Below are 23,657 nucleotides of genomic sequence, written 5' to 3'. Positions count from 1 at the left end.
CTTTAACTTCTGGAGACACAGATGGCCTGGAATGAGCCTGGCAACAAAGGTAGCGGTGATCGCGACCCTTGGGGTAATAACAATAAGAAAGGTAATCAGGGTCCCCCTGATTTAGATGAAGTGATCACTAAACTTACACGTAAGTTTGGCGGTATTTTTGGCGGTGGAAATAAAAAACCATCAATTGGAAGTGGTGGTGTGAGCGGTTTTGGGATCGCTGTAGTTCTGGTGATACTTGGTATTATTTGGGTTGCCAGCGGCTTTTATACCATTGCTGAAGCCGAGCGTGGTGTAAAGCTTACTTTCGGTAAGTATGACAATGAAGCCGGCCCAGTACAGCCAGGTTTGAATTGGAAAGCAACTTTTGTTCAAGAAGTGCTGCCAGTGGATGTGGAAACGATTCGTTCATTGCCTGCTTCTGGATTTATGTTGACTGAAGATGAGAATGTTGTACGGGTCGAAATGGACGTGCAATATCGAGTCGTAGAGCCAAAGAACTATCTGTTTAGCGTGACTTCGCCAGATGATAGCTTAGCGCAAGCCACCGATAGCGCGCTGCGATATGTCATTGGGCATACGACCATGGATGATATTTTGACGACTGGTCGTGAAGTGGTGAGAAGTGAGACTTGGGCTTTACTTGATAAAATCATCGAACCTTATAAGTTGGGTATACAAGTGGTTGATGTTAACTTTTTGCCAGCTCGTCCGCCGGAGGAAGTAAAAGATGCTTTCGATGATGCGATTTCAGCCCAAGAAGATGAGCAGCGCTTTATCCGTGAGGCGGAAGCTTATCAACGGGAAATTGAACCCCGTGCACGTGGCCGAGTTCAACGTATTGAACAAGAAGCGCAAGGTTACCAAGAGCAGATCGTGTTAAGAGCGCAAGGTGAGGTTGCTCGTTTTGAACAGTTGCTCCCAGAGTATGAAGCTGCGCCAGATGTGACGCGTCATCGCCTCTACCTTGAAACGATGGAGCAAGTTTACGCGAAGTCTAACAAGGTATTAATTGATGGTTCAAATAATAACAACATGTTGTATTTGCCGATCGATAAACTAATGGAGCAGAATCAAAAGCCGGCGACCAGTACTGGCACTAGTGGTAATACGAGTAAATCATCAACGATGAACTCAGAATCTGGTAGCTCTATTCCATCTCGCCCTACTTCAATTCGAAGCAGCGACCGTAGTAATTCGGGGAGAAATTAAGCCATGAAACAGTTTACTATTTTTGGCGTGATTTTGGCCTTGTTGGTAGCGTACTCATCTATTTTTGTTGTGAAAGAAGGTGAACGAGGCATTGTTATTCAGTTCGGGAAAGTTAAACGTACTGACGATGGTGCAACCAAAGTGTATGAGCCTGGCTTGCAGTTCAAAGTTCCGTTTATTGATTCGGTGAGAGTATTGGATTCACGGATCCAAACTTTGGATGGTAATGCTGACCGTTTTGTCACCTCGGAGAAAAAAGATTTAATCATTGATTCCTATGTTAAATGGCGAATTGAAGATTTTTCTAAATTTTATCTCTCTACTGGCGGTTCGGTGATACAAGCTGAGTCTTTGCTAAAGCGTAAAATTAATAATGGTTTACGTAGTGAAATTGGTGCTCGGACGATTCGCGATATTGTGTCTGGCGAACGTGGTCAAGTAATGGAAGATGCTTTGAAACAAATGGCGCGTTCTTCAGAGATTGGTATTGAAGTGACGGACGTACGTATTAAGCAAATCAATTTACCTGACGAAGTGAGTAACAGTATTTACCAACGGATGCGAGCAGAGCGTTTAGCTGTGGCAAAAGAACATCGTTCTCAAGGTCAAGAGCAGTCTGAGATTATTCGGGCTAACGTGGATCGCAGAGTGAACGTGTTACTGGCTGATGCAGATAAGCGGGGTCGAGAAATGCGTGGTGAAGGTGATGCAAAAGCCGCCAAGATTTATGCTCATGCTTATCAGAAAAACCCAGAGTTTTATAAATTCTGGCGGAGCATGGCTGCCTACCGTAATAGCTTCGATAATGGAGGAGACTTGATGGTATTAGATCCAAATAGTGAATTCTTCCAGTACATGAAAGAACCTAATCAGTAGACTATGAATGGGGGCCCAGTTTATTGCTGGGCTTTCTTATGCAAGATTCCACTTTATTAGCACTCGCTCTGGTTTGTTTAATTGAAGGGCTTGGTCCATTACTGTTTCCTAAACGATGGAAAAATCTATTAAAAATGATTTCTGAATCGCCAGCGAGCAGTATCCGAAAAATTGGATTGTATTTAGTTGGGACCGCAATCGTACTGATATATGTGATCAATCTTTGACCTAATAAGCTAATATCGGTATATTTTGCACCCCTTGAGTGTCCGATTTCTGCTAGAATCGCTTTTTAACTGAGACGACAAAAGACAATGGGAAAGAATGTAGTTATCCTTGGCTCCCAGTGGGGAGACGAAGGAAAAGGTAAGATCGTTGATCTACTTACTGACAAAGCAAATTACGTGGTTCGCTATCAAGGCGGTCACAATGCGGGTCATACCTTGGTTATTGACGGCGAAAAAACCGTCCTCCACCTGATACCTTCTGGTGTGCTGCGCGACAACGTTACCTGTGTAATTGGCAACGGCGTGGTATTGGCTCCAGATGCTCTGTTTAAAGAAATGGCGATGCTTGAAGAGCGTGGCGTTCCGGTAAAAGAACGACTCGTGATTAGTGAGGCATGTCCATTAATCCTGCCTTACCATGTTGCATTAGATATCGCACGAGAAAAAGCTCGCGGTAAAAACGCTATCGGAACCACCGGCCGAGGTATTGGTCCCGCTTACGAAGATAAAGTGGCGCGTCGTGGTTTGCGAGTTGGTGATTTGTTCAACATGGAGCAATTTGCTAGCAAGCTTAAAGAAGTGATGGAATACCATAACTTCCAATTAAATCATTACTATGACGCCCCTAGCGTGAGTTATGAAGAAGTGCTTGAGCAAATGACTCAGATGGCCCCAGTGCTGATTGCTATGGTTGCCGATGTTGCAGATCTCTTAGATCAGGCGCGTCGTCGTGGTGATTCGGTAATGTTCGAAGGTGCTCAAGGGACTTTACTCGATGTGGATCATGGCACCTACCCATATGTGACATCTTCTAATACCACAGCGGGTGGTGTAGCCACGGGCAGCGGTTTTGGTCCTCGTCATTTAGATTATGTATTAGGTATCACTAAAGCTTACACCACTCGAGTTGGGGCAGGGCCATTCCCTACCGAGCTTGATGATGATGTGGGTGAGCACCTTGGTGTGAAAGGACATGAGTTTGGTGCTACCACTGGCCGTAAACGTCGCTGCGGTTGGTTAGATGCCGTCGCGATGCGTCGTGCAGTGCAAATTAATAGCCTCTCAGGTTTATGTCTGACTAAGCTTGATGTGCTTGACGGCTTAGCTGAATTGAAAATTTGTACTGGTTATCAGATGCCAAACGGTGATGTGCTCAAAGTACCACCAATGGCAGCCGAAGGTTATGAGGTGGCTGTTCCTGTTTATGAAACGATGCCTGGTTGGTCGGAAAATACTTTCGGTTTAACTGCGCGTGAACAACTTCCTGAAGCGGCTTTAGCTTATATAGCTCGGATTGAAGAATTACTGGAAGTTCCGGTTGATATTATCTCTACTGGTCCTGATCGTTTGGAAACGATGATTCTACGTCACCCGTTTGCTTAGTTGAGGCAAATCGTGAATAAAAAAGCTGCCATTGGCAGCTTTTTTTGTTTGTGGGTCGCCCTTTTTATTATGCGACGCGATCAGCTGCAATGTTGGCGAGGCTAATTAAGGCTTGCTTATATTCGCCGTCATTTATATGCACTAAGGCGTCGATAGCTTTCTGAGCTTCTTCAGCTGCACGAGAGTGACAATATTCTAAGGCTTTGGTCTTATCTAGGATCCGCAAAATCGGTTCCAGTTGATCGCGTGAACCTCCATGTTTAATCGCATTCGCGATTAACTCTCTATCCGCTGGATTGGCGTGTTCCATTGCATAAATGAGTGGCAGTGTTGGCTTACCTTCTGCTAAGTCGTCACCAACATTTTTGCCCATCTCTGCTTTGTCAGCGGTGTAGTCCAAGACATCATCCATAATTTGGAAAGCGGTACCAAGATATTTTCCGTAGTCTTGCATCGCTAGTTCTATGGTTGAATCTTGGTTACCGATAACCGCGGCAAGCCGAGTTGCAGCTTCAAATAGCTTGGCTGTTTTACAATAGATCACTTCAAAATAACGCGCCTCATCAGTGTCGGGATCATTGCAATTGATTAGCTGTAAGACTTCTCCTTCGGCAATCACATTGGTTGCGTCGGCAAGAATGTCCATCACTTGTAAGTTTTGCAATTGAGTCATTAGTTGGAATGAGCGCGAGTAAAGGAAGTCGCCAACTAAAACGCTGGCGGCATTACCAAATCGAGCATTTGCAGTATCTTTACCGCGCCGCAATTCTGATTCGTCCACAACATCATCGTGAAGCAGTGTAGAAGTATGTATAAACTCGATGATAGCCGCCAACTTTATATGTTGCTGTTGCTGGTCTCCGAGTGCTCTAGCCGCTAATACGGTGAGTAAAGGACGGATCCGTTTGCCGCCACTATTTACGATATAGAATGAAATTTGGTTAATCAGCGCTACATCTGATTCTAGCTCTTTAAAAATAAGTGCGTTTACCGCAGCCATGTCTTGTTCAGACAGCTTTTTTATCGCATCCAATTGCATAATGTCTTATTAGATTGTCATGCCGATGATTCAGCAATTTATGATGATAATATAATGTTGCAATAGTATCGCAATTCCTGCCTATTCACAGCTTTAGCTGGGTAAAATTCTTGGCCTTGCGTGATTTTTAAACTTTTTTGATTTTCCGCTTGCGAGAACAGATCTTTTTCCGTAGAATCCGCCGTCATTGTTAAGAATTATATACACCTTGAAATACTAGGTGTACAGCGGAGTTTGAAAAAAATGTACGCGGTTATCCAAAGTGGTGGTAAACAACACCGTGTGGCCGAAGGTCAAACACTTCGCCTTGAGAAACTAGACGTTGAGACTGGTGAAACAGTTGAATTTGATAACGTATTACTAGTTGCTAATGGCGATGATGTTCAAGTTGGCGCACCTTATGTAGATGGTACCAAAGTTACAGCTGAAGTTGTATCTCATGGTCGTGGCGATAAAGTTAAAATCGTTAAGTTCCGTCGTCGTAAGCATTCACGTAAGCAACAGGGCCACCGTCAGTGGTTCACTGAAGTTCGCATTACAGGCATTAACGGTTAATTTTAGAGGAATATACTCATGGCACATAAAAAGGCTGGTGGTAGTACTCGTAACGGTCGTGATTCAGAAAGTAAACGCCTAGGTGTTAAACGTTTCGGTGGCGAGTCTGTTTTAGCGGGTAGTATTATTGTTCGTCAACGTGGTACTAAATTCCACGCGGGCTCAAATGTTGGTATTGGTAAAGACCATACACTTTTCGCAACTGCTGAAGGCAAAGTGAAATTTGAGGTTAAAGGCGCTAAAAGCCGCAAGTTTGTTAGCATCGTAGCTGAATAAACAACCAACTCAATATTTTTAAAGCCCCGCTATAAGCGGGGCTTTTTTTTCTAAGGCTTAAGTATTGCTGTCGCGAATTAAATGCGGTGCATTATAGTTAGCGATAATACTGGAGTAGATTATGAAATTTGTAGATGAAGCAGTAATCAAGGTTGACGCCGGAGACGGTGGCAATGGCGTCATTAGTTTTCGCCGTGAAAAATATGTGCCACGAGGTGGCCCAGACGGTGGTGATGGTGGTGACGGTGGCAGTGTTTATCTGGTCGCTGACGAAAATTTGAATACTTTGATCGATTATCGCTTTGAGCGTTTTCATAAAGCGGAACGCGGTGAGAATGGTCAAGGCTCTAATTGTACCGGTAAACGCGGTGAAGATTTAGAATTGCCAGTGCCGGTTGGTTCTCGTGCTCGCGATCAAGATACTGGCGAATTATTAGGTGATTTAACGCAACACAAGCAACGCTTAATGGTGGCAAAAGGTGGTTTTCATGGTTTGGGAAACACCCGCTTCAAGAGCAGTACCAATCGAGCGCCTCGTCGCAAATCCAACGGTACGCCTGGTGAAGTTCGCAACCTCAAATTAGAGTTATTGCTGTTGGCGGATGTGGGGATGTTAGGCTTACCAAATGCTGGTAAATCGACTTTTATTCGTAGTGTCTCTGCGGCAAGACCTAAAGTTGCTGATTATCCATTTACCACACTGATCCCGAACCTTGGAGTGGTACGCCAATCGGAAAATCGCGGATTTGTGATTGCCGATATTCCCGGGCTGATCGAAGGTGCTGCCGAAGGTGCTGGTTTAGGGGTTCGCTTCCTGAAGCACTTGGAACGTTGTCGGGTATTGTTGCATATGGTTGATGTATTGCCGGCCGATGGTAGTGATCCTGCTGAGAATGCCATAACCATTATTAATGAGCTCTCGCAATACAGTGAAAAGTTATTCGAAAAACCACGCTGGTTGATCTTCAACAAAGTAGATTTAGTGTTGGAAGACGAAGCCGAAGAAATTCGTCAGTCGGTGATTAAAGCACTTGATTGGCAGGGTGAGGTGTTTTCTTTGTCTGCGCTTGAAGGCAAAGGCACTAAAGAGCTTTGTAAAGCTATCGGTCAATTCATCGAAACATTGCCGATGATTGAAGAAGAGATGGCCGAGCGCGAAGAAGTGAAGTTCCAATGGGATGATTATCACCAAGAACAAATTGACCAGGCTAATCAAGAAGACTGGGATGATGATGATTGGGATGATGATGACGACGATCATGGTGTAGAGGTTATTTACCAGCCATAGTAAACTCATTTTGTAATTGGTTTACTGGGATTGTTAGATGTTACGCTCTTTTATTATAAAACCTCCGGCGCCTGTTCAGGCTCCGGAACGGGTTATTACTCACGAGCAACAGACAAGGATCTGTCGTGTTGCGGTGCAGGCTGGCCGGATCATGCAACAGCATGGTGCCGAAAGTAAGTTGATCGAAGAAACCATCGTTCGTTTAGGTAAGGCGCTGGGCTTAGACAGCGTTGAGTTGGCCATTACCGCTAATGCCCTGATTTTAACTGGTTTGGCTCAAAGCCGCTGCATCACGACCACGCGTCGAGTTTACGATCGGGGCATTAACATGCATATGGTGTGTGAGGTGCAACGCATTACCATCATGGCAGAGAAACAACTGCTGGATGTAGATGATGTGGTGAAACGTTTAGAACGCTTGGTTCCGTTTAAACATAATCGCTGGTTAGTTGTATTGATGATTGGCCTTTCTTGCGCTTGTTTTGCTCATTTATTTGGTGGCGATTGGTCTGTATTTGGTATGACATTTATTGCTTCTGCGGCGGCGATGACTTTTCGTCAAGAGATGGCGCACCGCCATCATAATCCAATTCTTAACTTTGGTATGACTGCATTTGTTGCTACCACAATTGCGGGCTTAGCGGTGCGTTATGATATTGGTAATCAACCGCAAACTGTGATGGCTGCATCAGTGTTGTTGTTGGTTCCTGGGTTTCCTTTGATTAATGCGGTCTCAGATATGGTGAAAGGTCACATTAGCATGGGCATATCCCGTTGGTTTTTTGCGTCCTTGTTAACGCTTGGGGTTGCAATGGGGATCGCCTTATCGATGTGGGCAACTGGCGTGAGTGGGTGGTTATAAGATGCTCGATTTAATACTCTTACTGCTTGAAGATGCGGCCTTCGCTTCGGTGCCTGCAGTTGGTTTTGCCATGGTCTTTAATGTGCCCACACGAATGCTTGGCTTTTGCGCGATTGGTGGTGCTTTTGCGCATAGCTTACGTACTTTGTGTATTCATTGGGGGGTGCCTTTAGAATGGGCGACATTAGTTGCATCAACCAGTGTTGGCTTACTCGGCGTTTACTGGTCACGACGCTATATCATTCCTCGACCAGTGTTTACCGTGGCTTCAATTATTCCGATGATCCCTGGGAGTTATGCGTTTACCACCATGGTTGGCATTATTAGTTTATATAGTAATGGTTATAGTGACCCGTTATTAGCAACCATTCTTGAAAATGGTTTACGAACCATGTTTATTTTAATGGCTTTGAGTTTTGGTCTCGCGATCCCATCGGTGGTGATTTATCGAGGGCGCCCTATTGTTTAATGATTTTATAAGATTTGGAGAAGGTTAAGTCGTGAAAGTTGCAATGATAGCTGCGATGGCAAAGGGTCGAGTGATAGGCTTAGATAATCAAATGCCATGGCACTTGCCGGCCGATTTAAAGCACTTTAAGACCGTCACAATGGGCAAGCCTGTCGTGATGGGGCGTTTAACTTATGAGTCGATTGGGCGCCCTTTACCAGGACGTTTGAATATAGTGGTGAGTCGTAATCCACACTTAAGCATCGAGGGCGTGACAGTTGTCAATCAACTTGAAGACGCGCTTCAATTGGTGGCCGATCAAGCGGAAGTAATGATTATTGGTGGCGCGAATATTTATCAACAATGCCTAGCATTGGCCGATAAGTTATATCTAACTTTGATTGATAAAGACTTGGAAGGCGATGCTTATTTCCCTGATTACACCCAATATCAATGGCAAGAAATGGCTCGCGAACAGCATCCGGCAGATGATAAAAATCCACACCCCTATGAATTTATAAATTTACATCGTTTGCGTTAATCTTTGCTTATCTCGTTTAAGCAGTCTTGGGTGAAAAAGCGCTGGTCTTCCCAGCGCAGCATCGTTAAATGATTCCCCCAAACACAACCAGTATCTAGCCCGTCAACCAAGGGGTGAGCGCTTTCTCCCATCAACGCCGCCCAGTGACCAAAGATAATGTGGGTGTGCTTAAGATGCTTTCCTGGAAGATTAAACCAAGGGACTAAGTTGGGATTAGTATTTTTATTTGGTGGAATTTTCAGGGCGAAATCGAGACTGCCATCTGGAAAACAGTAACGCATGCGGGTGAAGACATTAATGATGTAGCGCAGTCGATCATAACCGACTAGCTCGTCGCTCCAGTGAGCTGGTTCGTTACTATACATATTTTGTAGTAACTCAAGGTAGTGATCACCAGAAAGTTTCTTTTGTACCTCTTTGCCGAGCTTTAAGGCCTTACCAACTTTCCACTTTGGATAAATGCCTGCATGTACCATGACTAAGTCAAATTCAGGGTGTTTCACTATCAGCGGTTGTTTTCTTAACCAATCGAGTAACTCGTCTTTGTCTGGGGCTTCTAGCAAGTCTTGTAGTTTGTCTCGTCGCTTGGCGCGGTGAATACCGTTTGCCACGGCGAGTAAGTGTAGGTCATGGTTGCCCAGTACTATTTGTGCTGCATCGCCGAGCTGTTTCACAAAACGCAGCGTGGCTAGGGATTGAGGGCCGCGGGCCACTAAGTCGCCTGCTAACCATAGCTGATCACGTTTTTTAGAAAATTTGACTTGTTCAAGTAGCGCCTTGAGTTCATCAAGGCAGCCTTGAATATCACCAACAAAATAGGTAGCCATAACAACTTACCTTGGTTAATGTAATTTATTCGGTAAGGACAGGCGAAAAGCTGGGATCTCAGCTTCAAACTCATTACCTTCTGGATCCACCAAGGTATAGTAGCCCTGCATCACCCCCACCTCGGTTGCGAGTAGTGCACTGCTGGTATAAGTAAATGACTTTTCTGGTTGTAGGTGTGGTTGTTTACCGACCACACCGTCTCCCGTTACTTCATTCTCATCGCCATTGCCATCGGTGATCAGCCAGTAACGACGCATTAACTGAAGTGCTTGGCTACCACAATTACGAATGGTAACGGTGTAATAGAAGGCAAATTTATGTTCCTCAGGAGCAGAGTGCTCAGGCAAGAATCCAGATTCAACTTCAATATCTAATTGGTATTCAGGTGTGTTACTCATTAACGTCGTTAGCCTGCAATAATTGTTCTTTATCTATGTAGTTAGCAATATCACAAAACTGCTGAATAGTTAAATTTTCTGGCCGCAAGCTTGGTTGTAAACCTAAAGCCTCAAGTTGCTCAAGGCTTAACAGGTTGCCGAGTGCATTTCGGATTGTTTTGCGTCGCTGATTAAAGGCCTCTTTACAGACTGTGTCGAGGGTTTTTAATGAGTTCAGAGGGTAAAGTGTGCTGGCATAAGGCTCTAGGCGAACGACCGCCGAGTCGACTTTAGGAGGCGGCATGAAGGCTTCTGGAGGTACTTCCAAGGCTGGCATTACTTTACATTGTATTTGGGTCATGACACTGAGTCGACCATAGGCCTTCGAGTGAGGTCCTGCGGCCATCCGTTTTACCACTTCTTTTTGTAGCATAAAGTGCATGTCGGAAATGGCGCTAGTGAAGCTTAGCAAATGAAAAATTAATGGTGTAGAAATGTTATAGGGCAAGTTACCGAAGATACGCATCTTTTGCTCGGGTCGACTCAACTGCATGAAGTCGAATTTAAGCGCATCAATTTCATGGATGGTCAATTTCTCTGCTAGGGTTGGATGCTCGCGCAGGCGTTGAGCCAAATCGCGATCCAACTCTACCACTTGTAGCTGACCAGCAGCATTCGCTACAGGGGCGGTTAAGGCGCCTAGGCCAGGACCAATTTCGACCAAGTTTTCGCCGGGCTGAGGATAGATAGTGGCGACAATTTGGCTGATGACCGAGTCGTTATTCAGAAAGTTTTGGCCGAAGCGTTTACGGGCGCGGTGCCCTTGATGGACTTGTTTATTCATGTTCTCGCTCTACCATATCGATGGCTTGTTTGATTGCGGTTAGCATACTTCCATGATCGGCTTGCCCAGTGCCCGCCAGCTCAAGTGCTGTTCCATGATCGACTGAGGTTCGAATAAAGGGGAGTCCTAAGGTAATGTTGACCGATTTGCCAAACCCTTTATATTTTATTACTGGTAGGCCTTGGTCATGGTACATTGCCAAGACCGCGTCAGCCTCGTCCAAATACTTGGATTGGAACAAGGTATCGGCAGGGAGTGGCCCGATTAAATTCATGCCATGTTCGCTGCGCATTTCATCTAATAAAGGAATAATGATATCTAATTCTTCACGACCTAAATGACCATCTTCTCCGGCATGCGGATTAAGCCCACAAACAAAAATTTTCGGCTGCTTAATCGCAAATTTAGTTTGTAAATCGTGATGTAAAATAGTGATGATATTGTACAGCCGCTCGTGAGTTATCGCTTTTGCGACATAAGCCAGCGGGAGGTGAGTGGTCGCCAGAGCAACCCGCAAACCTTCGGTGGCCAACAGCATGACCACATCGGCAGTACTTGATTGTTGAGCAAAAAACTCAGTATGGCCGCTAAATGAAACGCCTGCTTTGTTAATGATTCCTTTGTTCACCGGGCCAGTAACAACCGCTGCAAATTGGCTATTCATATTGCCTTCACAAGCAAATTTAAGGGTATTTAATACATAGTGTCCATTGGCTTCGTTGAGTTCGCCGGCAATTGCAGGCACACTCATCGCGATGGGTGCCACGGTTAAAGTTCCAGCCGCCTGTGCTTGGGGGGCTTGCTCTGGTTGGTAGGACAATAAACTTACTTCGATGCCCAATTGTTTCGCCCGCTCTTTGAGCAAACGAGGATCGGCGATAACGACTAGCTCCATCGGCCAGCTACGCTGACTAATTGCGAGCACTAAATCAGGGCCAATGCCCGCAGGCTCACCAGGGGTAATCGCAATTCTTGCTATTGCGTCGCTCATGAATCACCATCCAAAATTTCAACGTAGGCTTCTTCACGAAGCTCATCTTGCCAAGCTTGCGTTTCTTCGTTGAATTTACGGTTGAAAATCATTTGATAAGCTCGGTTTTCGCTGGCTTTATTGGTGGTATCGGTGGTGCGTTTGTCGAGCACTTCTAATAAATGCCAACCAAAGGTTGAGCGAAAAGGTTGGCTAATCTCACCCACGGCTAAGTGGTTGACTGTATCGCGGAAGGCCGGCACAAACACATTTGGGTCCGACCAACCGAGTTCACCGCCACGGACTGCAGAGCCAGGGTCTTCTGAATACTGTTTGGCTAATTCGGCAAAACTAGCTTCTCCGCTTACTAGTTGTTGGCGTAATTTAGCCAGTAAACTTTGGGCTTTTTTATCACTTAGAATAATCGATGGCTTAATCAAAATGTGTCGTGCATTTACCTCTAAGGTTTCTACTTTTTGTAGACCTTCGGTATCTAATACCATCACAATGTGTAGTCCAGATTCGGTACGGATCGGGCCGAGCACGGTATCTTTAGGTTGTTTATTAACCACGCCTGCAAACAGAGTTGGCATCTCTTCTAGAGTCATCCATCCCCAATCACCGCCTTCTAAAGCTTTTGGACCTTGAGAATAAGTCATTGCTAGTTGGTTAAAATTTTCTCCAGCTTTTAATTGCTTGACTATGGTTTCCGCCAGCTGTTGGGTTTTGACTTCATCACTTCCAAGTCGCAATTGGATGTGTCCAACATGGTAGCGGATACTGCCTTTATCTTTCTCGGCAATTAGTTTCATTAAGGCATCTATTTCTTGTTGAGAGACGCTGATACGTCGTTGTACCTGGCTTCTGCCTACTTCACCAAGAATAATTTCTTTGCGTATATCTTCGCGAAATTGCTGGTAGCTGACACCGTCACTGCTGAGTTGTTGTAGAAACTCGTCGCGGGTCTTTTTCTCGCCTTGGATAATATTATCAATCGTGTTTTCTAATTGACTATCACTGATCTTGATACCAAGTCTGTCTGCGAGTTGCAGCTGTAAGCTTTCAGTAATTAAGCGGTCCATCACTTGTTGATGCAATTCTGCTTGTGGAGGCAGAGTTTGTCCGCTGGTTTTTGCATTGCGTAATACTTTGGCGCTTAGCTCATCCACTTGGGTTTGAGTAATCACGTCATTATTAACGATAGCAACAACCTTATCGAGCAGTTGTTCTTTCGCCTGAACTAAGCCAGCCACGAGCATCAACATGCAGGTGCTAAGCAAAATTAATTTTTTCATTCGGTTCCTATATTACTACGAGCAAAACGCCGTTTACTCTATCATATTTGGGCTAAAGGTTTTAATTGTTGAGGTAAAAGGGGCGCCCGTATTTAAAGTTGCCACCATCTAACATTTTTTCTTGACTGCTAGTATCATTGCCACCTAATCCTTTTATTTCAAAGTCTAAGCGGAAGGAGCTGTCAAATACGCCAACGCGATCAATTCCTGATGTATTGTCGACATAATTACTTTGTAAGCTGCGTTGGTAAGTAAGACGGATCCCCCAGCAGCAGGAATTAAACTGTAGTCCTAGATAACTCTCGACACTTCGATCGAGCTTCATGTCTCGATAATAGCTGGCAACAGCAGAAACATTGTCTCGCAGTGGCCACGCAATTTTACTACCCAGTTGGTTTATGTCACTGAGCATTGTCTCGTCGGCTTGAGAGTAGCGGTAGTTTAATTGAACTAATTTTTGCACTTCTGGGCGCCATTCGATAGCGGCATTGGCCTTATTAAGCTTACCCTCGAGCGTATTAATCTGTAAGCCGGTGTGACCATACCAGTCTTGTTGAATATTCGCGTCAATTTCAAATGCTAAGGCCGAACTGGAATTGGTGGATGACTTGCTATCCGGTAATAGCGTTGTGCGGCTTGGATCAAGATAGATGATTTGTCCAAGACTAAAGCGTAAGGTCTCCTTATTTTCAGCGGATAAGAACCGAGAATGAACCCCTAAGGTTAACTGGTTGGCATCGGCGATTCGGTCTAGCCCGCTATAGCGCTGATCTCGGAACAGGCCATAATAGTCTTGTTGTAGGTTGGCGGTGTCATATAGACCAATGTCGCTTTGATCTCGATAGGGGATATATAAGTACTTTACCACCGGCTCAAGAGTTTGAGTATAGTTCGCACCGTACCAACTGGTTTTGCGGTCAAAATTGAGGCCTGCTTTGACGCTTAATTTAGGTAGGGTTCGACGAATGTCTTCACCTAGGTAGTTGTTGTCCGGATTACTACCTTTATCTTGTTGATAATAGGTATGCATTAAGGCGAGGTCGGCTTGGAAAAAACCTTCGGGTACCACGTAAGGCAGGCGCAAATGAGGCTCTAGATGGAGTCGCTTGGCGGTGTACATGCTAGCATCACTATGCGAAAAATTACTTAGTTCACTATCAAAACCAAATTGTAATGTTTGCCAGTCGAGATCCCAATCGCCACTAAAACTCAGTTGAGGGAGCAAGGTGTGCGGCTGCTCGGTATCCCCTAAGACTTGAAAATCTTGTACCCGTAGTTTGCCGTACCAGTTTTGGGTGTGGTAGCCCACATCCCCAGTTTGTAGCAGTTGATTCTCATTATTCTTACCTAAAATATCGCCTAAGTCGTTAAAGTAGTTGTCATCACTAATCTGGGTATAGTCAGTGTTGAAACGCCAGTTGCGTCGCCATTGACCTTGATGATCCCAGTGCAACAAATAACGCGAGTCGTCAAACTCTCGGTCGTTGGCGATATACTCAGCGTTGACGATACCGGTTTGCTGGCCAAGTAAGTAACGAAACTCGGATTGTAACTGCAGGCCTCTGCGCGACATGATTCGCGGAGTTATGGTGGCATCAAAATTAGGTGCAATGTTCCAATAATAGGGCGTGGAAATATCCATACCATTGGTGGTGGAGGTTGATATGCTTGGAAATAAAAAGCCGCTATGACGCTGGCCACCAATTGGGTAGGAGAAGTAAGGTAAGTAAAGAACGGGGACGTTCATTAATCTTACCGTTGCGTTTTTGGTTGTCGCCCATTGATTTTCGGTGTCGATATCTATTTTTTCGGCGTGGATCTCCCAGCTCACATCTCCAGGAGGACAGGCGGTGTAGCTGGCGTTTTCCAAGGATAAGTTTTGCTCATCGTTGATGATTAAATTATGCGCTTCACCATGACCTTGCTGCTCGAACAACTGATATTCAGCTGAATTTAGTTTCGCCTGATGATTTTTTAAATTTGCATCGAAGCTATCACTTTTGACGCTGACCAAGTTATCTTGAAACTCAATTTTACCATCGGCCTTCAGTGTTTGAGCTTGCTCATCGAGTACTGTGTTATCAGCTTTGAGTACTCTGGGGCCTTGAGAAAATTCAACGTTACCGGTAAAACTTGCCTTATCACCTTGCTTTGCATGTAGTGAGTCGGCCGCTATCACGTATGGTGCAGTGGGGTCGACGGGACCTGACTGAGTACGTTCCGGTATGTAAGCTCGGCACTGAGCCAGCGCTAACGGGGTTTCTGCCTTGGCGTTAGGGCTTAGCAAGAAGATTGCCAATCCTAGTCGTGGCAGATTCCGTTTAATTAACAACATATGAATTTGGACCATTCCCTGACGTATTAAAATTCCAAGCGAGAGTATCAACGTTGTGCTTTATGAATTCTGTGGTTAAAGTTAGCGGCTTATAATACTGGATTTATCGGTGGGCGGCTATTTAAAGGCCGTCATTTAATATAGAAATATGAGTAATATAGTGCGCGAATCAGCTTTACAACAATGGTTGTCTAATAGTTTATCCATGGGACTTCCTCAGTTAACGATGATCAGTGGTGATGCAAGCTTTCGCCGCTATTTTCGTTTTGATTATGATCTAAGCACTACCGCCATTGCGGTTGATGCGCCTCCTCTTACCGAAAAAAACCAACAATTTGTTGATTTAGCGTCGGCACTAAGCCGTCACCAGCTCCCCGTTCCTAAGATCCTAGCCGCAGATCTTAAGCAAGGTTTTATGGCGATTGAAGATCTCGGCACCACCATGTTAGAAGATTGCTTAAGTCTTGATAGTGCCGACAAATACTATAGACAAGCCTTAGACCTGATCGTTCAATTACAAGCACTTAAACCTTCTGAGCTACCTTCTTTGGAATATTTTGACCAGACTTTTATTCAGCGAGAGTTGGATATTTTTGCCGAGTGGTTTGTGGCGAAAGAATTACAGCTTAGTGGAACTGAATGGCAAGCGGCTGCGCAGTGGCAGAGTCTTTGTGAAGAGCTCAGCGTCGCCATCCAAGAACAGCCTTATGTTGCGATGCATCGTGATTTTCATTGTCGAAATTTGATGCTTCATCAGCAGCAAATGGTGATGATCGATTTTCAAGATATGGTTTTGGGGCCACTCAGTTATGACGTGGTGTCGTTGCTAAGAGATTGCTACATCGCTTGGCCTGAAGAGATGGTGCAACACTTGAGTCAGTCATTTTTCTCCCGTTTAAGCATTAATCAAGATATTAGCATGGCGCAATGGCAACGCTGGTTTGATTTGACGGGCTTACAACGTCATCTTAAGGCGCTTGGAATATTTTGTCGTTTAGCCCACCGTGATGGGAAACAAGGCTACCGTGAAGCGATTCCGCAAACTTTGGATTACATCCAGCGGGTGAGCGCTACTTATTCTGAATTTTCAGCATTTAATCAATGGTTGGCTCCCATCGCAAAGGGGTTTCATCGATGAGTGGTTTAGATACTGCAATGATTTTGGCGGCTGGGCGAGGTGAGCGGATGCGTCCACTTACCGACGCTTGTCCCAAGCCCTTGTTAAAGGTGGCGGGCAAAGCTTTAATTGAATGGCATATTGAAAAACTAGTGGCTGTGGGTTTTCAGCGGATCATTATCAATACCGCCTATTTAGGGGAGCAAATTGAGGCAACATTGGGTGATGGCCAACGCTGGAAGATTCAGTTGTTATATAGTCATGAGCCTCAAGCGCTTGAAACGGCAGGAGGGATCTTACAGGCTTTGCCCTTAATAAAAGCAGATCCTTTTCTGGTGATTAACGGTGATATTTGGAATGATTGGGATTACCAGCGGCTTGCGTCGTTGCAGATTGGTGATGCCGATGCACATTTGGTGTTAGTGGCGAATCCCGAGCATCATCCCAAGGGGGATTTTGCGATTGATGGTATACGTTTGGTGGACCGCCCCGAATTGACCTTTAGTGGGGTGGCGGTTTATCGTCAGCGTTTTTTTGAGGCACTGGTTCCGGGGAGGCATGCGCTTGCTCCTTTATTGAGGACGGCAATAGCAGCTAAGCGAGTGACAGGGCAGCAGCAGTTTGGTCAGTGGATTGATGTGGGGACGCCACAACGTTTGGCGCAGTTAGATCAGCAATTAACAAGTAAATAGAGAATAGTTATGCGGTTTTGGGGAAAGCTCCTAGGAGTATTTTTTGGTCTGATGTTTGGTGGTTGGTTTGGCGCCTTACTCGGTTTGTGGCTGGGCCACCGTTTTGACAAGGCGATGGGTCAAGGCTTCGTTTTTTCTAGCGCGAATAGCCAAGTGGTACAACAAGAGTTTTTGTTTTCGACTTTTGCTGTGCTGGGGCACATCGCTAAGTCAAAAGGTGTGGTGACTCAGCAAGAAATTCAAGTCGCCAATTTTTTGATGGACCAAATGCGTCTACAAGGCGAGGCTCGCCGTCAGGCTCAAGATGCTTTTCGGCAAGGTAAAGATGCCAGTTTTCCGCTAGAAGAACAGGTAGCCCGCTTCGTAAAAGTGGTACAGGGGCGTCGCGACTTATTGCAAATGTTTATGGAAATTCAGTTGCAGGGGGTGTTCGCCGATGGTGTGGTGGATGATAGCGAACGGGCATTATTGCAACGTGTTGCAAATGCCTTAGGTTTTTCTGCGCAAGAGTTAGACGCGATGATTTCTCGCTGGGAAGCCGAGCTCAACTTCCATCGTCGCGGTGGTCAACAGCAATCGACGCAGTCAAGTGCAAAACAGTTAGACGAAGCCTACCAAATTCTTGGGGTCACGGACCAAGACAGCGAGCAACAAGTGAAGCGCGCTTATCGTAAACTGATGAGCCAGCATCACCCGGATAAGCTGGTAGCAAAAGGTCTGCCACCGGAGATGATGGAGCTGGCTAAGCAGCGAACTCAAGATATTCAACGTGCCTATGAAGTGATTAAGCTACAACGCAAAGCGAAAGTGGCTTAGATAACTCTATACTTGGTTGCGAGGCTGACCTGCGGAGAAGGCTTCTATGTTGTCAATCAGTTGGTCGGCCAGGCTTTGCATGCTTTGACTACTTGCCCAGCCTACATGTGGCGTGAGGATAAAGTTGCTTAACGCCTGGGCTTGTAATAAAGGGTTGTCGCTGGAAGGGGGCTCTTGACTGACAACGTCACAAGCGGCGCCGGCAATGCCTCCGGAGCGTAGAGCTTCGAGTAAGGCGGCCTCGTTCACGATACCGCCCCGAGCAGTGTTAATTAATAATGCGCTGGGTTTCATTAACGCTAATTCGGTGTGAGTGATGAGATCTGCCGTTTCGGAACTGAGAGGACAGTGGATACTTAGCACGTCTGCGCAGGCCAAGGCGTCCATAAAATCAACCCTTCCGGTTCGGGGAGCTTGATTTTTACGTTCGGCAAATATCACTTCCATACCGATACTTTTCGCAAGTTTAGCAGTGGCTTGACCTAAGTTGCCTGCGCCAATAATCACCAATTTTTGACCTGCCAAATTATCAATGGGATAGTCAAAAAAGCAGAACTGCTGTGACTGTTGCCAGCGTCCCTGTTGAACGGCCTGATGGTAGGCGGTTATATTGCGACGTAAATTAAACATCAAGCCAATACTATGCTCGGCGATGCTCTGGGCGGCATAATCTTGAATATTTGAAACGATGATCTGTTGTTGAGCTGCGGCAGCTAAATCTACATTGTTGGTGCCAGTTGCGGCCACCGCAATCAATTTTAAGCGGGGAAGCTGCTTAAGAATAGCAGCATCGAGTTTTACTTTGTTGACTATTAAAATATCAGCATGTTGCGCATGGGCTAATCGCTGCTCGGGATTGGTACTGGCATAGTCTTGCCAAGTATGGGGGAAGCGAGGACGCCTTAAATTTACATCGTCAGTTAGGGTCTGTCGGTCTAAAAATACAATATTCATCGATAAATCAACATATTGTGAATGGGGAAACTGTTGTTCAGTTTAACCAGCGTTTAAGCGCTTGGCTAGTACCAACCTAAGGCGTTCAACCAGCCATAAATGCTTTTCGTGAGTAAGGCATGGTTAGGTGCGGTTTCGGCAGAGACCGGTAGCTGTGTTTGTCGGTAGTTTAATTTCTGACTTTTATTGCTGGCAATCAAGCGTTGCTGGGCAGCTTCGAATTGCCATTGATTATAATTTGGATCATAGATGTCGAGTACCGGAATGCTCAGCCGCGCGAGCTGTTTGGCAAGCCTTTGATTTAGGGCTTGGTTGGGGTAGTAGGTGCTCATTAAGATAAGCCCATCGGGTGGGCTTAATTGCTGTTCGGCGAGCAACTCGACCAGCCAGGCGCCCATCACCCCTTGCGCGATCAACAGTTGAAATCCAAATGGCTGAGCTTGGGTTTGTCGAGCGGCTTCGATGACTTCGCTTAATTGTTGTTGGTAAGTGTTTTGTTGATCTTGCGGTTCACTGTCTTGCATCAGACTGGCTTGGGGGGCTGGTGGAAGAATCGCGCCGGTTTGCCAGCCTAAGGAGGGAAGCGTTTGGCGTAAGCTATCGATCATATCCTCGCTACTGGGAGAGTTCCCCCAGTCGGGAAGCAAAATCGCCGTTCCTCGCTGTTGTGGGGTCTGTTGTTCTATCCATAGACTTACAAATTGGCGTTGTTCTACGGTGAGTGATTTTAGCTCACCCTTGACAGGCCATTGCGAAAAATCCAGAGATTGAGGCTGTGCCCACGCCATGGTGCTAAGTACAGTGATTAACCAAAACAGTTTGTAGATCCGCACTTGATTGCAGCCCAAGGTTGAACAGAGTTGATCCTATATCGGAAGCAAACCATTGAAGCTTTAGTTAAAAAGGCGGTTCACAGTCAAATTCTAGCCAATGTTCAGTGATGGGGTGAAAAAAGCCAAGCTTCGCTGCATGTAAATGTAAGCGTTCGCTAAGTGCAATAGCCTTAGCACTGGCATAAAAACCATCACCGACTATTGGACAGCCGATCTGTTGCATGTGTACCCGAAGTTGATGAGTTCGACCAGTAATAGGTTGTAACTCCACCAGAGAGGTGTGCTGGCGTTTTTCCAATAGAAACCATTTGGTAAGGGCTGCTTTGCCCAGCTCAAGATCAACCATTTGTCTGGGGCGATTGGGCCAGTCACAACGTAAAGGCAGATTGACTTCTCCCTGAGTTGTATGGGGGTGGCCAAATATTTCTGCGTAATAAGTCTTCGCTGTTTTACGTTGTTGAAATTGTCGACTTAAATGGCTTTGTGCTGGTTTACCGAGGGCCATTACAATTAGCCCCGAGGTGGCCATATCTAGGCGGTGAACTATCTTGAGTTCTGGCCATACACGCTGAGCTCGTTGCCATAAACTATCCTTTTCTATTCGACCTGGTACTGACAATAAGCCACTGGCTTTGTTAAATACTACGACCGAATCATCTTGATAGACGATGCTGATATAAGGAGACATTGGCGGACGATAAACAAAGTTTGGCATGACATGGGCTCTAAAAAATAAGGCCTCAGTGTACCTGAGGCCTTGTTTGGAATAAATCAGTGAAATGATGCTTAGTTATGTGACACTAAAATCACTCGTAAAGCATCTAATTTTACTTGCGCCTTTTGCAGGTAATTATCAGCCGTGTCGCGTAGCTCGCGTAGCGTATCCAGTTCATCTTGACGAATACTGGGATTTACGGCGCTTAATGCTTCGAGTCGTTCTAGTTCAGTATTTAAGCTTTGTTGCATGGTCTTGCTGGCATCCGCCACAATACGGTCTAGCTGTTGCTGAGCCAGTTCGTTGGCTTGGTGCAATAAGGGATGGATCTGAGCTTGTGATGCACTGACTAGTTTGGCCGCCAAATGACGATTTACCGCCGAAAGCTGACTATTAAACTGATCAAAACTCACATTTTCTGAAAGATTACCGCCATTTTTATCCAGCAAAATTCGCACTGGCGTGGCAGGCAAGTAACGTTCGATTTGATACTGCGCAGGTGCGCTGGTCTCAATAATGAAGATCCCTTCAACAAATAAGCTACCTACCGGTAGTGCTCGATTCTTTAATAAGGCGACTGATGTGGTACCTAGGTCGGCGCCCAAAATGGTATCGATACAGCTTTGCAATAAAGGATGCTCCCACGACATGAGTTGTATTTCATCGCGACTTAAGGCTGTGTCTCTATCATAAGTAATGGTACAACCGTCTTCAGGTAAACCTTGGATGGAGGGAACGATCATCTGTTCACTGGCATGCAAGACCAAAGCATTCTCGCCTTTATCGTCTTGGTTGATGCCAACGGTATCAAACAGCCGTAAGCTAAAGGTGACAAAGTGTGGATCTTGTTCAGCAGCCTGGATCTTCTCGACTAAATCGTTGGCTTTACTACCGCCGCCAGAGTGAATTTCCAATAGCCGATCTCGTCCTGCATCGAGCTTTTGTTTAATTGCTTGATAACGTTTGGCACAGTCACCAATCAGTTGCTCAAGAACGGCTTCATCCGGTTGGTTTTGTATCAGCAGGGCATTTAAGCTTTCGCCAAATTCGGCGTAGATGGCGGCGCCAGCCGGGCAGGTTTGCTCGAATGCATTTAAACCTTCGTGATACCAACGTAAAAGCGTTTGCTGAGGCGTTTTCGCCAAATAAGGGACATGGATCTGAATATCATTTTTTTGGCCAATTCGATCTAATCGACCGATCCGTTGTTCGAGTAAATCAGGGTTAATTGGTAAATCAAATAACACGATATGATGAGCAAACTGAAAGTTACGGCCTTCAGAACCAATTTCTGAACAAACCATTAGTTGGGCTCCCGCCTCCTCTTGCGCGAAGTAAGCGGCAGCTTTATCTCGTTCCAGTAAAGACATATCTTCATGGAAAACGGTCGCTCGGATCCCTTCTCGGGTGCGTACCGCATCTTCAATGGCTAGGGCGGTGGCCGCCTTGGCGCAAATCAGCAAGATTTTCTTTTGCTTGTGTGCCAGTAAAAATCCTAGTAACCAATCGATGCGCGGGTCAAATTTAGTCCAGCTGGCTTCACCCTCCGCTTCTCCTTCAAACTGTTGGTACAGTTCTTCTGGAAACATTAATTGCATGACATTATTGGATGCTTTGCTTTGCATCATTTGATGCACTTTCAGGGCTGTTTGATACTGGCTCGGTAGCGTTAAGGCGTAACTGCTCAATTGGCGTAGCGGAAAACCTTGCATGGCACTGCGGGTGTTTCTAAATAAAACTCGGCCGGTACCGTGTCGATCGAGTAGGTGTTGTAATAATTCTTCACGTGCTTGTTGCTGTTGTTCGTAACTCGATGTCGGGTCGTTAATTATTAGCAATAAGGGTTGAATATCATTTTCGCTGAGTAGTTCGGTTAAATGATTGGCTTGTTCGGCGAGTAGTGGCGACTGTTCGAGTAGCGACTGGGCAGCGGTGGCAACAGGCTGGTAATGCTGCTCTTCTTCGATGAATGCTTGATAATCGTAGAAGCGATCTGGGTCGAGTAGCCGTAGGCGAGCAAAATGACTTTGATGTCCGAGTTGGTCGGGGGTTGCTGTGAGTAATAATACGCCAGCAATTTGCTGAGATAAGGCTTCAATGATTTGATACTCACGGCTCGGTGATTGTTCGTCCCACTTTAAGTGATGGGCTTCATCGACGATCATTAAATCCCATTCGGTAGCTAATATCTGTTCAAAGCGTTTTTTACGACTACGTAAGAAATTTAAGCTACACAGTACCAATTGTTCGGTGTCGAAAGGGTTGTCGGCTTCGGCATAGGCTTCTACACAACGATCTTCGTCAAATAAACTAAAGTGCATATTAAAACGGCGTAGCATTTCAATTAGCCATTGGTACTGCAAAGCATCGGGCACGACAATCAATACGCGTTTAGCTAAACCTGCAATCAGTTGTTGGTGGATGATCAAACCAGCTTCAATGGTTTTACCTAAGCCGACTTCGTCTGAAAGCAGGACACGAGGAGAAATTCGTCGACCAACTTCGCTAGCAATATAAAGTTGATGGGGGATTAAACTGACTTTACCGCCCATTAATCCTTTCAACTCTGATTGTTGTTCAGTAAAACGCTTCAATTGAGTTTGGTAGCGGATCACAAAGCTATCGAAGCGATCGACCTGGCCTGCAAATAAACGATCTTGCGGCTTATTAAACTTTAAAAAATGGCTAAGAAACATCTCGCGGAGTTGTACTTGTTCTTCGGTATCATTGCGGACACCGTGATAAACAATCAACTCATCTGCTTCTTCAACTTGGGTAATGGTCATTGACCAATCATCGGTGCTGGTGATCTCATCACCCGTATTAAATATAACTCGAGTGATAGGCGCTTCGGCCATTGCATAGAATCGGTTTTCACCGGTTGCAGGAAAGAGCAAAGTGACCATTCTGCCCTCGATTGCAACAACGGTTCCTAAACCTAACTCAGATTCTGAATCACTGATCCAGCGTTGGCCGATAGAAAATGACATCAGCAAGAGACTCCAAAGGAAAAAGGGCGGCTATGGTATCCAATACATTCGTGAAGTAAACCCAAGAATGAAACTAATCTGCTGTTCCATATAAAAGAAAGCACAGATTAAAGGGGCAAATACTTAAAACTTAACTATAGTTATTATCCCTGAGGTGTGCGAATTGCTTAAAAAGAGCACAATTTGT

24 protein-coding genes are annotated in these 23,657 nt (G+C 45.4%); 13 read left to right on the top strand and 11 right to left on the bottom strand.

Annotation, left to right across the window (positions count from 1 at the left end; genetic code table 11):
* The first annotated feature begins 21 nt into the window (after positions 1–21).
* The 4 genes from hflK (at position 22) to ACRRS0_RS19405 (ending at position 3,695) form a co-directional block, all read left to right on the top strand.
* Positions 22–1,209: an FtsH protease activity modulator HflK gene (gene hflK / locus ACRRS0_RS19420; RefSeq protein WP_432455940.1), complete on the top strand. Its 1,188-nt coding sequence runs from the start codon at positions 22–24 to the stop codon at positions 1,207–1,209.
* A gap of 3 nt (positions 1,210–1,212) precedes the next feature.
* Positions 1,213–2,085 carry a protease modulator HflC gene (gene hflC / locus ACRRS0_RS19415; protein WP_432455941.1) on the top strand — a complete coding sequence of 291 codons (873 nt, stop codon included), beginning with the start codon at positions 1,213–1,215 and terminating at the stop codon, positions 2,083–2,085.
* Positions 2,086–2,123: 38 nt separating this feature from the next.
* Positions 2,124–2,312, top strand: coding sequence for a DUF2065 domain-containing protein (locus ACRRS0_RS19410; RefSeq protein WP_432455942.1), 189 nt, complete (start codon positions 2,124–2,126; stop codon positions 2,310–2,312).
* Positions 2,313–2,399: 87 nt separating this feature from the next.
* Positions 2,400–3,695 carry an adenylosuccinate synthase gene (locus ACRRS0_RS19405; RefSeq protein ID WP_432455943.1) on the top strand — a complete coding sequence of 432 codons (1,296 nt, stop codon included), beginning with the start codon at positions 2,400–2,402 and terminating at the stop codon, positions 3,693–3,695.
* Between the two features lie 67 nt (positions 3,696–3,762).
* On the opposite strand, the gene ispB is transcribed toward ACRRS0_RS19405, so the two are convergent.
* Positions 3,763–4,734, bottom strand: coding sequence for an octaprenyl diphosphate synthase (gene ispB / locus ACRRS0_RS19400; RefSeq protein WP_432455944.1), 972 nt, complete (start codon positions 4,732–4,734; stop codon positions 3,763–3,765).
* Between the two features lie 243 nt (positions 4,735–4,977).
* Between ispB and rplU the strand changes: the two genes are divergently transcribed.
* The 6 genes from rplU to folA all read left to right on the top strand — a co-directional run bounded on the left by rplU (position 4,978) and on the right by folA (position 8,704).
* A complete protein-coding gene (rplU, locus tag ACRRS0_RS19395) occupies positions 4,978–5,289 on the top strand; it encodes a 50S ribosomal protein L21 (RefSeq protein WP_248715663.1) in 312 nt (103 codons plus the stop codon).
* An 18-nt stretch (positions 5,290–5,307) separates the two neighbouring features.
* Complete coding sequence (gene rpmA, locus ACRRS0_RS19390) at positions 5,308–5,565, top strand: 50S ribosomal protein L27 (RefSeq protein WP_248712985.1); 258 nt, start codon at positions 5,308–5,310, stop codon at positions 5,563–5,565.
* Positions 5,566–5,686: 121 nt separating this feature from the next.
* The gene (gene cgtA, locus ACRRS0_RS19385; RefSeq protein WP_432455945.1) at positions 5,687–6,853 is read left to right on the top strand and encodes an Obg family GTPase CgtA; all 1,167 of its coding nucleotides are present in this window, start codon (positions 5,687–5,689) and stop codon (positions 6,851–6,853) included.
* 37 nt (positions 6,854–6,890) lie between these two features.
* Complete coding sequence (locus ACRRS0_RS19380) at positions 6,891–7,715, top strand: threonine/serine ThrE exporter family protein (RefSeq protein ID WP_432455946.1); 825 nt, start codon at positions 6,891–6,893, stop codon at positions 7,713–7,715.
* A 1-nt stretch (position 7,716) separates the two neighbouring features.
* The gene (locus ACRRS0_RS19375; protein WP_432455947.1) at positions 7,717–8,184 is read left to right on the top strand and encodes a threonine/serine exporter family protein; all 468 of its coding nucleotides are present in this window, start codon (positions 7,717–7,719) and stop codon (positions 8,182–8,184) included.
* 31 nt (positions 8,185–8,215) lie between these two features.
* Entirely contained in the window at positions 8,216–8,704 is a 489-nt protein-coding gene (gene folA, locus ACRRS0_RS19370; protein ID WP_432455948.1) for a type 3 dihydrofolate reductase, read from the top strand.
* Here folA and ACRRS0_RS19365 read toward each other — a convergent pair.
* The 6 genes from ACRRS0_RS19365 to lptD all read right to left on the bottom strand — a co-directional run bounded on the left by ACRRS0_RS19365 (position 8,701) and on the right by lptD (position 15,353).
* Entirely contained in the window at positions 8,701–9,531 is an 831-nt protein-coding gene (locus ACRRS0_RS19365; RefSeq protein WP_432455949.1) for a symmetrical bis(5'-nucleosyl)-tetraphosphatase, read from the bottom strand. The genes folA and ACRRS0_RS19365 overlap by 4 nt on opposite strands.
* 15 nt (positions 9,532–9,546) lie before the next feature.
* Positions 9,547–9,930, bottom strand: a complete 384-nt coding sequence (apaG, locus tag ACRRS0_RS19360; RefSeq protein ID WP_432455950.1) for a Co2+/Mg2+ efflux protein ApaG — start codon at positions 9,928–9,930, stop codon at positions 9,547–9,549.
* Positions 9,923–10,753 carry a 16S rRNA (adenine(1518)-N(6)/adenine(1519)-N(6))-dimethyltransferase RsmA gene (rsmA, locus tag ACRRS0_RS19355; protein WP_432455951.1) on the bottom strand — a complete coding sequence of 277 codons (831 nt, stop codon included), beginning with the start codon at positions 10,751–10,753 and terminating at the stop codon, positions 9,923–9,925. The genes apaG and rsmA overlap by 8 nt, the downstream gene beginning before the upstream one ends.
* Positions 10,746–11,744, bottom strand: a complete 999-nt coding sequence (gene pdxA, locus ACRRS0_RS19350) for a 4-hydroxythreonine-4-phosphate dehydrogenase PdxA (RefSeq protein WP_432455952.1) — start codon at positions 11,742–11,744, stop codon at positions 10,746–10,748. The genes rsmA and pdxA overlap by 8 nt, the downstream gene beginning before the upstream one ends.
* Positions 11,741–13,018 (bottom strand): peptidylprolyl isomerase SurA, encoded by a 1,278-nt coding sequence (gene surA, locus ACRRS0_RS19345; RefSeq protein WP_432455953.1) that lies wholly within the window; start codon positions 13,016–13,018, stop codon positions 11,741–11,743. The genes pdxA and surA overlap by 4 nt, the downstream gene beginning before the upstream one ends.
* 61 nt (positions 13,019–13,079) lie before the next feature.
* Positions 13,080–15,353, bottom strand: coding sequence for an LPS assembly protein LptD (lptD, locus tag ACRRS0_RS19340; protein WP_432455954.1), 2,274 nt, complete (start codon positions 15,351–15,353; stop codon positions 13,080–13,082).
* A gap of 148 nt (positions 15,354–15,501) precedes the next feature.
* On the opposite strand from lptD, the gene ACRRS0_RS19335 reads away from it, so the two are divergent.
* Genes ACRRS0_RS19335 through djlA form a run of 3 tightly spaced genes read left to right on the top strand, consistent with a single transcriptional unit; the run spans position 15,502 to position 17,978 of the window.
* Entirely contained in the window at positions 15,502–16,491 is a 990-nt protein-coding gene (locus ACRRS0_RS19335; protein WP_432455955.1) for an aminoglycoside phosphotransferase family protein, read from the top strand.
* Positions 16,488–17,162 (top strand): N-acetylmuramate alpha-1-phosphate uridylyltransferase MurU, encoded by a 675-nt coding sequence (murU, locus tag ACRRS0_RS19330; protein ID WP_432455956.1) that lies wholly within the window; start codon positions 16,488–16,490, stop codon positions 17,160–17,162. The genes ACRRS0_RS19335 and murU overlap by 4 nt, the downstream gene beginning before the upstream one ends.
* 9 nt (positions 17,163–17,171) lie before the next feature.
* Positions 17,172–17,978 carry a co-chaperone DjlA gene (djlA, locus tag ACRRS0_RS19325; protein WP_432455957.1) on the top strand — a complete coding sequence of 269 codons (807 nt, stop codon included), beginning with the start codon at positions 17,172–17,174 and terminating at the stop codon, positions 17,976–17,978.
* Between the two features lie 6 nt (positions 17,979–17,984).
* Here the strand turns inward: djlA and ACRRS0_RS19320 are convergent, their stop codons facing one another.
* The 4 genes from ACRRS0_RS19320 to rapA form a co-directional block, all read right to left on the bottom strand.
* Positions 17,985–18,932: a D-2-hydroxyacid dehydrogenase gene (locus ACRRS0_RS19320; protein WP_432455958.1), complete on the bottom strand. Its 948-nt coding sequence runs from the start codon at positions 18,930–18,932 to the stop codon at positions 17,985–17,987.
* A gap of 65 nt (positions 18,933–18,997) precedes the next feature.
* Positions 18,998–19,765, bottom strand: a complete 768-nt coding sequence (locus ACRRS0_RS19315; protein WP_432455959.1) for a DUF3530 family protein — start codon at positions 19,763–19,765, stop codon at positions 18,998–19,000.
* A 64-nt stretch (positions 19,766–19,829) separates the two neighbouring features.
* Entirely contained in the window at positions 19,830–20,480 is a 651-nt protein-coding gene (locus ACRRS0_RS19310; protein ID WP_432455960.1) for a pseudouridine synthase, read from the bottom strand.
* A gap of 71 nt (positions 20,481–20,551) precedes the next feature.
* The gene (gene rapA, locus ACRRS0_RS19305; protein ID WP_432455961.1) at positions 20,552–23,470 is read right to left on the bottom strand and encodes an RNA polymerase-associated protein RapA; all 2,919 of its coding nucleotides are present in this window, start codon (positions 23,468–23,470) and stop codon (positions 20,552–20,554) included.
* Between the last annotated feature and the right edge of the window lie 187 nt (positions 23,471–23,657).

This window comes from Agarivorans sp. QJM3NY_29, from assembly GCF_050870835.2.
Lineage (GTDB): Bacteria > Pseudomonadota > Gammaproteobacteria > Enterobacterales > Celerinatantimonadaceae > Agarivorans.
The sequence above is the reverse complement of the archived record's forward strand: the minus strand, read 5'-3'. Positions and strand labels throughout refer to the sequence as shown.

What these genes read in the sequence shown, in the direction of transcription:
- cgtA (WP_432455945.1), top strand. Translation starts at nt 5,687, where the DNA reads ATGAAATTTGTAGATGAAGCAGTAATCAAGGTTGACGCCGGAGACGGT.
- hflC (WP_432455941.1), top strand. Translation starts at nt 1,213, where the DNA reads ATGAAACAGTTTACTATTTTTGGCGTGATTTTGGCCTTGTTGGTAGCG.
- ACRRS0_RS19375 (WP_432455947.1), top strand. Translation starts at nt 7,717, where the DNA reads ATGCTCGATTTAATACTCTTACTGCTTGAAGATGCGGCCTTCGCTTCG.
- rpmA (WP_248712985.1), top strand. Translation starts at nt 5,308, where the DNA reads ATGGCACATAAAAAGGCTGGTGGTAGTACTCGTAACGGTCGTGATTCA.
- lptD (WP_432455954.1), bottom strand. Translation starts at nt 15,353, where the DNA reads ATGTTGTTAATTAAACGGAATCTGCCACGACTAGGATTGGCAATCTTC.
- surA (WP_432455953.1), bottom strand. Translation starts at nt 13,018, where the DNA reads ATGAAAAAATTAATTTTGCTTAGCACCTGCATGTTGATGCTCGTGGCT.
- ACRRS0_RS19335 (WP_432455955.1), top strand. Translation starts at nt 15,502, where the DNA reads ATGAGTAATATAGTGCGCGAATCAGCTTTACAACAATGGTTGTCTAAT.
- ACRRS0_RS19320 (WP_432455958.1), bottom strand. Translation starts at nt 18,932, where the DNA reads ATGAATATTGTATTTTTAGACCGACAGACCCTAACTGACGATGTAAAT.
- apaG (WP_432455950.1), bottom strand. Translation starts at nt 9,930, where the DNA reads ATGAGTAACACACCTGAATACCAATTAGATATTGAAGTTGAATCTGGA.
- djlA (WP_432455957.1), top strand. Translation starts at nt 17,172, where the DNA reads ATGCGGTTTTGGGGAAAGCTCCTAGGAGTATTTTTTGGTCTGATGTTT.
- ispB (WP_432455944.1), bottom strand. Translation starts at nt 4,734, where the DNA reads ATGCAATTGGATGCGATAAAAAAGCTGTCTGAACAAGACATGGCTGCG.
- ACRRS0_RS19380 (WP_432455946.1), top strand. Translation starts at nt 6,891, where the DNA reads ATGTTACGCTCTTTTATTATAAAACCTCCGGCGCCTGTTCAGGCTCCG.
- rplU (WP_248715663.1), top strand. Translation starts at nt 4,978, where the DNA reads ATGTACGCGGTTATCCAAAGTGGTGGTAAACAACACCGTGTGGCCGAA.
- ACRRS0_RS19405 (WP_432455943.1), top strand. Translation starts at nt 2,400, where the DNA reads ATGGGAAAGAATGTAGTTATCCTTGGCTCCCAGTGGGGAGACGAAGGA.
- ACRRS0_RS19310 (WP_432455960.1), bottom strand. Translation starts at nt 20,480, where the DNA reads ATGCCAAACTTTGTTTATCGTCCGCCAATGTCTCCTTATATCAGCATC.
- pdxA (WP_432455952.1), bottom strand. Translation starts at nt 11,744, where the DNA reads ATGAGCGACGCAATAGCAAGAATTGCGATTACCCCTGGTGAGCCTGCG.
- hflK (WP_432455940.1), top strand. Translation starts at nt 22, where the DNA reads ATGGCCTGGAATGAGCCTGGCAACAAAGGTAGCGGTGATCGCGACCCT.
- rsmA (WP_432455951.1), bottom strand. Translation starts at nt 10,753, where the DNA reads ATGAATAAACAAGTCCATCAAGGGCACCGCGCCCGTAAACGCTTCGGC.
- ACRRS0_RS19410 (WP_432455942.1), top strand. Translation starts at nt 2,124, where the DNA reads ATGCAAGATTCCACTTTATTAGCACTCGCTCTGGTTTGTTTAATTGAA.
- murU (WP_432455956.1), top strand. Translation starts at nt 16,488, where the DNA reads ATGAGTGGTTTAGATACTGCAATGATTTTGGCGGCTGGGCGAGGTGAG.
- ACRRS0_RS19365 (WP_432455949.1), bottom strand. Translation starts at nt 9,531, where the DNA reads ATGGCTACCTATTTTGTTGGTGATATTCAAGGCTGCCTTGATGAACTC.
- rapA (WP_432455961.1), bottom strand. Translation starts at nt 23,470, where the DNA reads ATGTCATTTTCTATCGGCCAACGCTGGATCAGTGATTCAGAATCTGAG.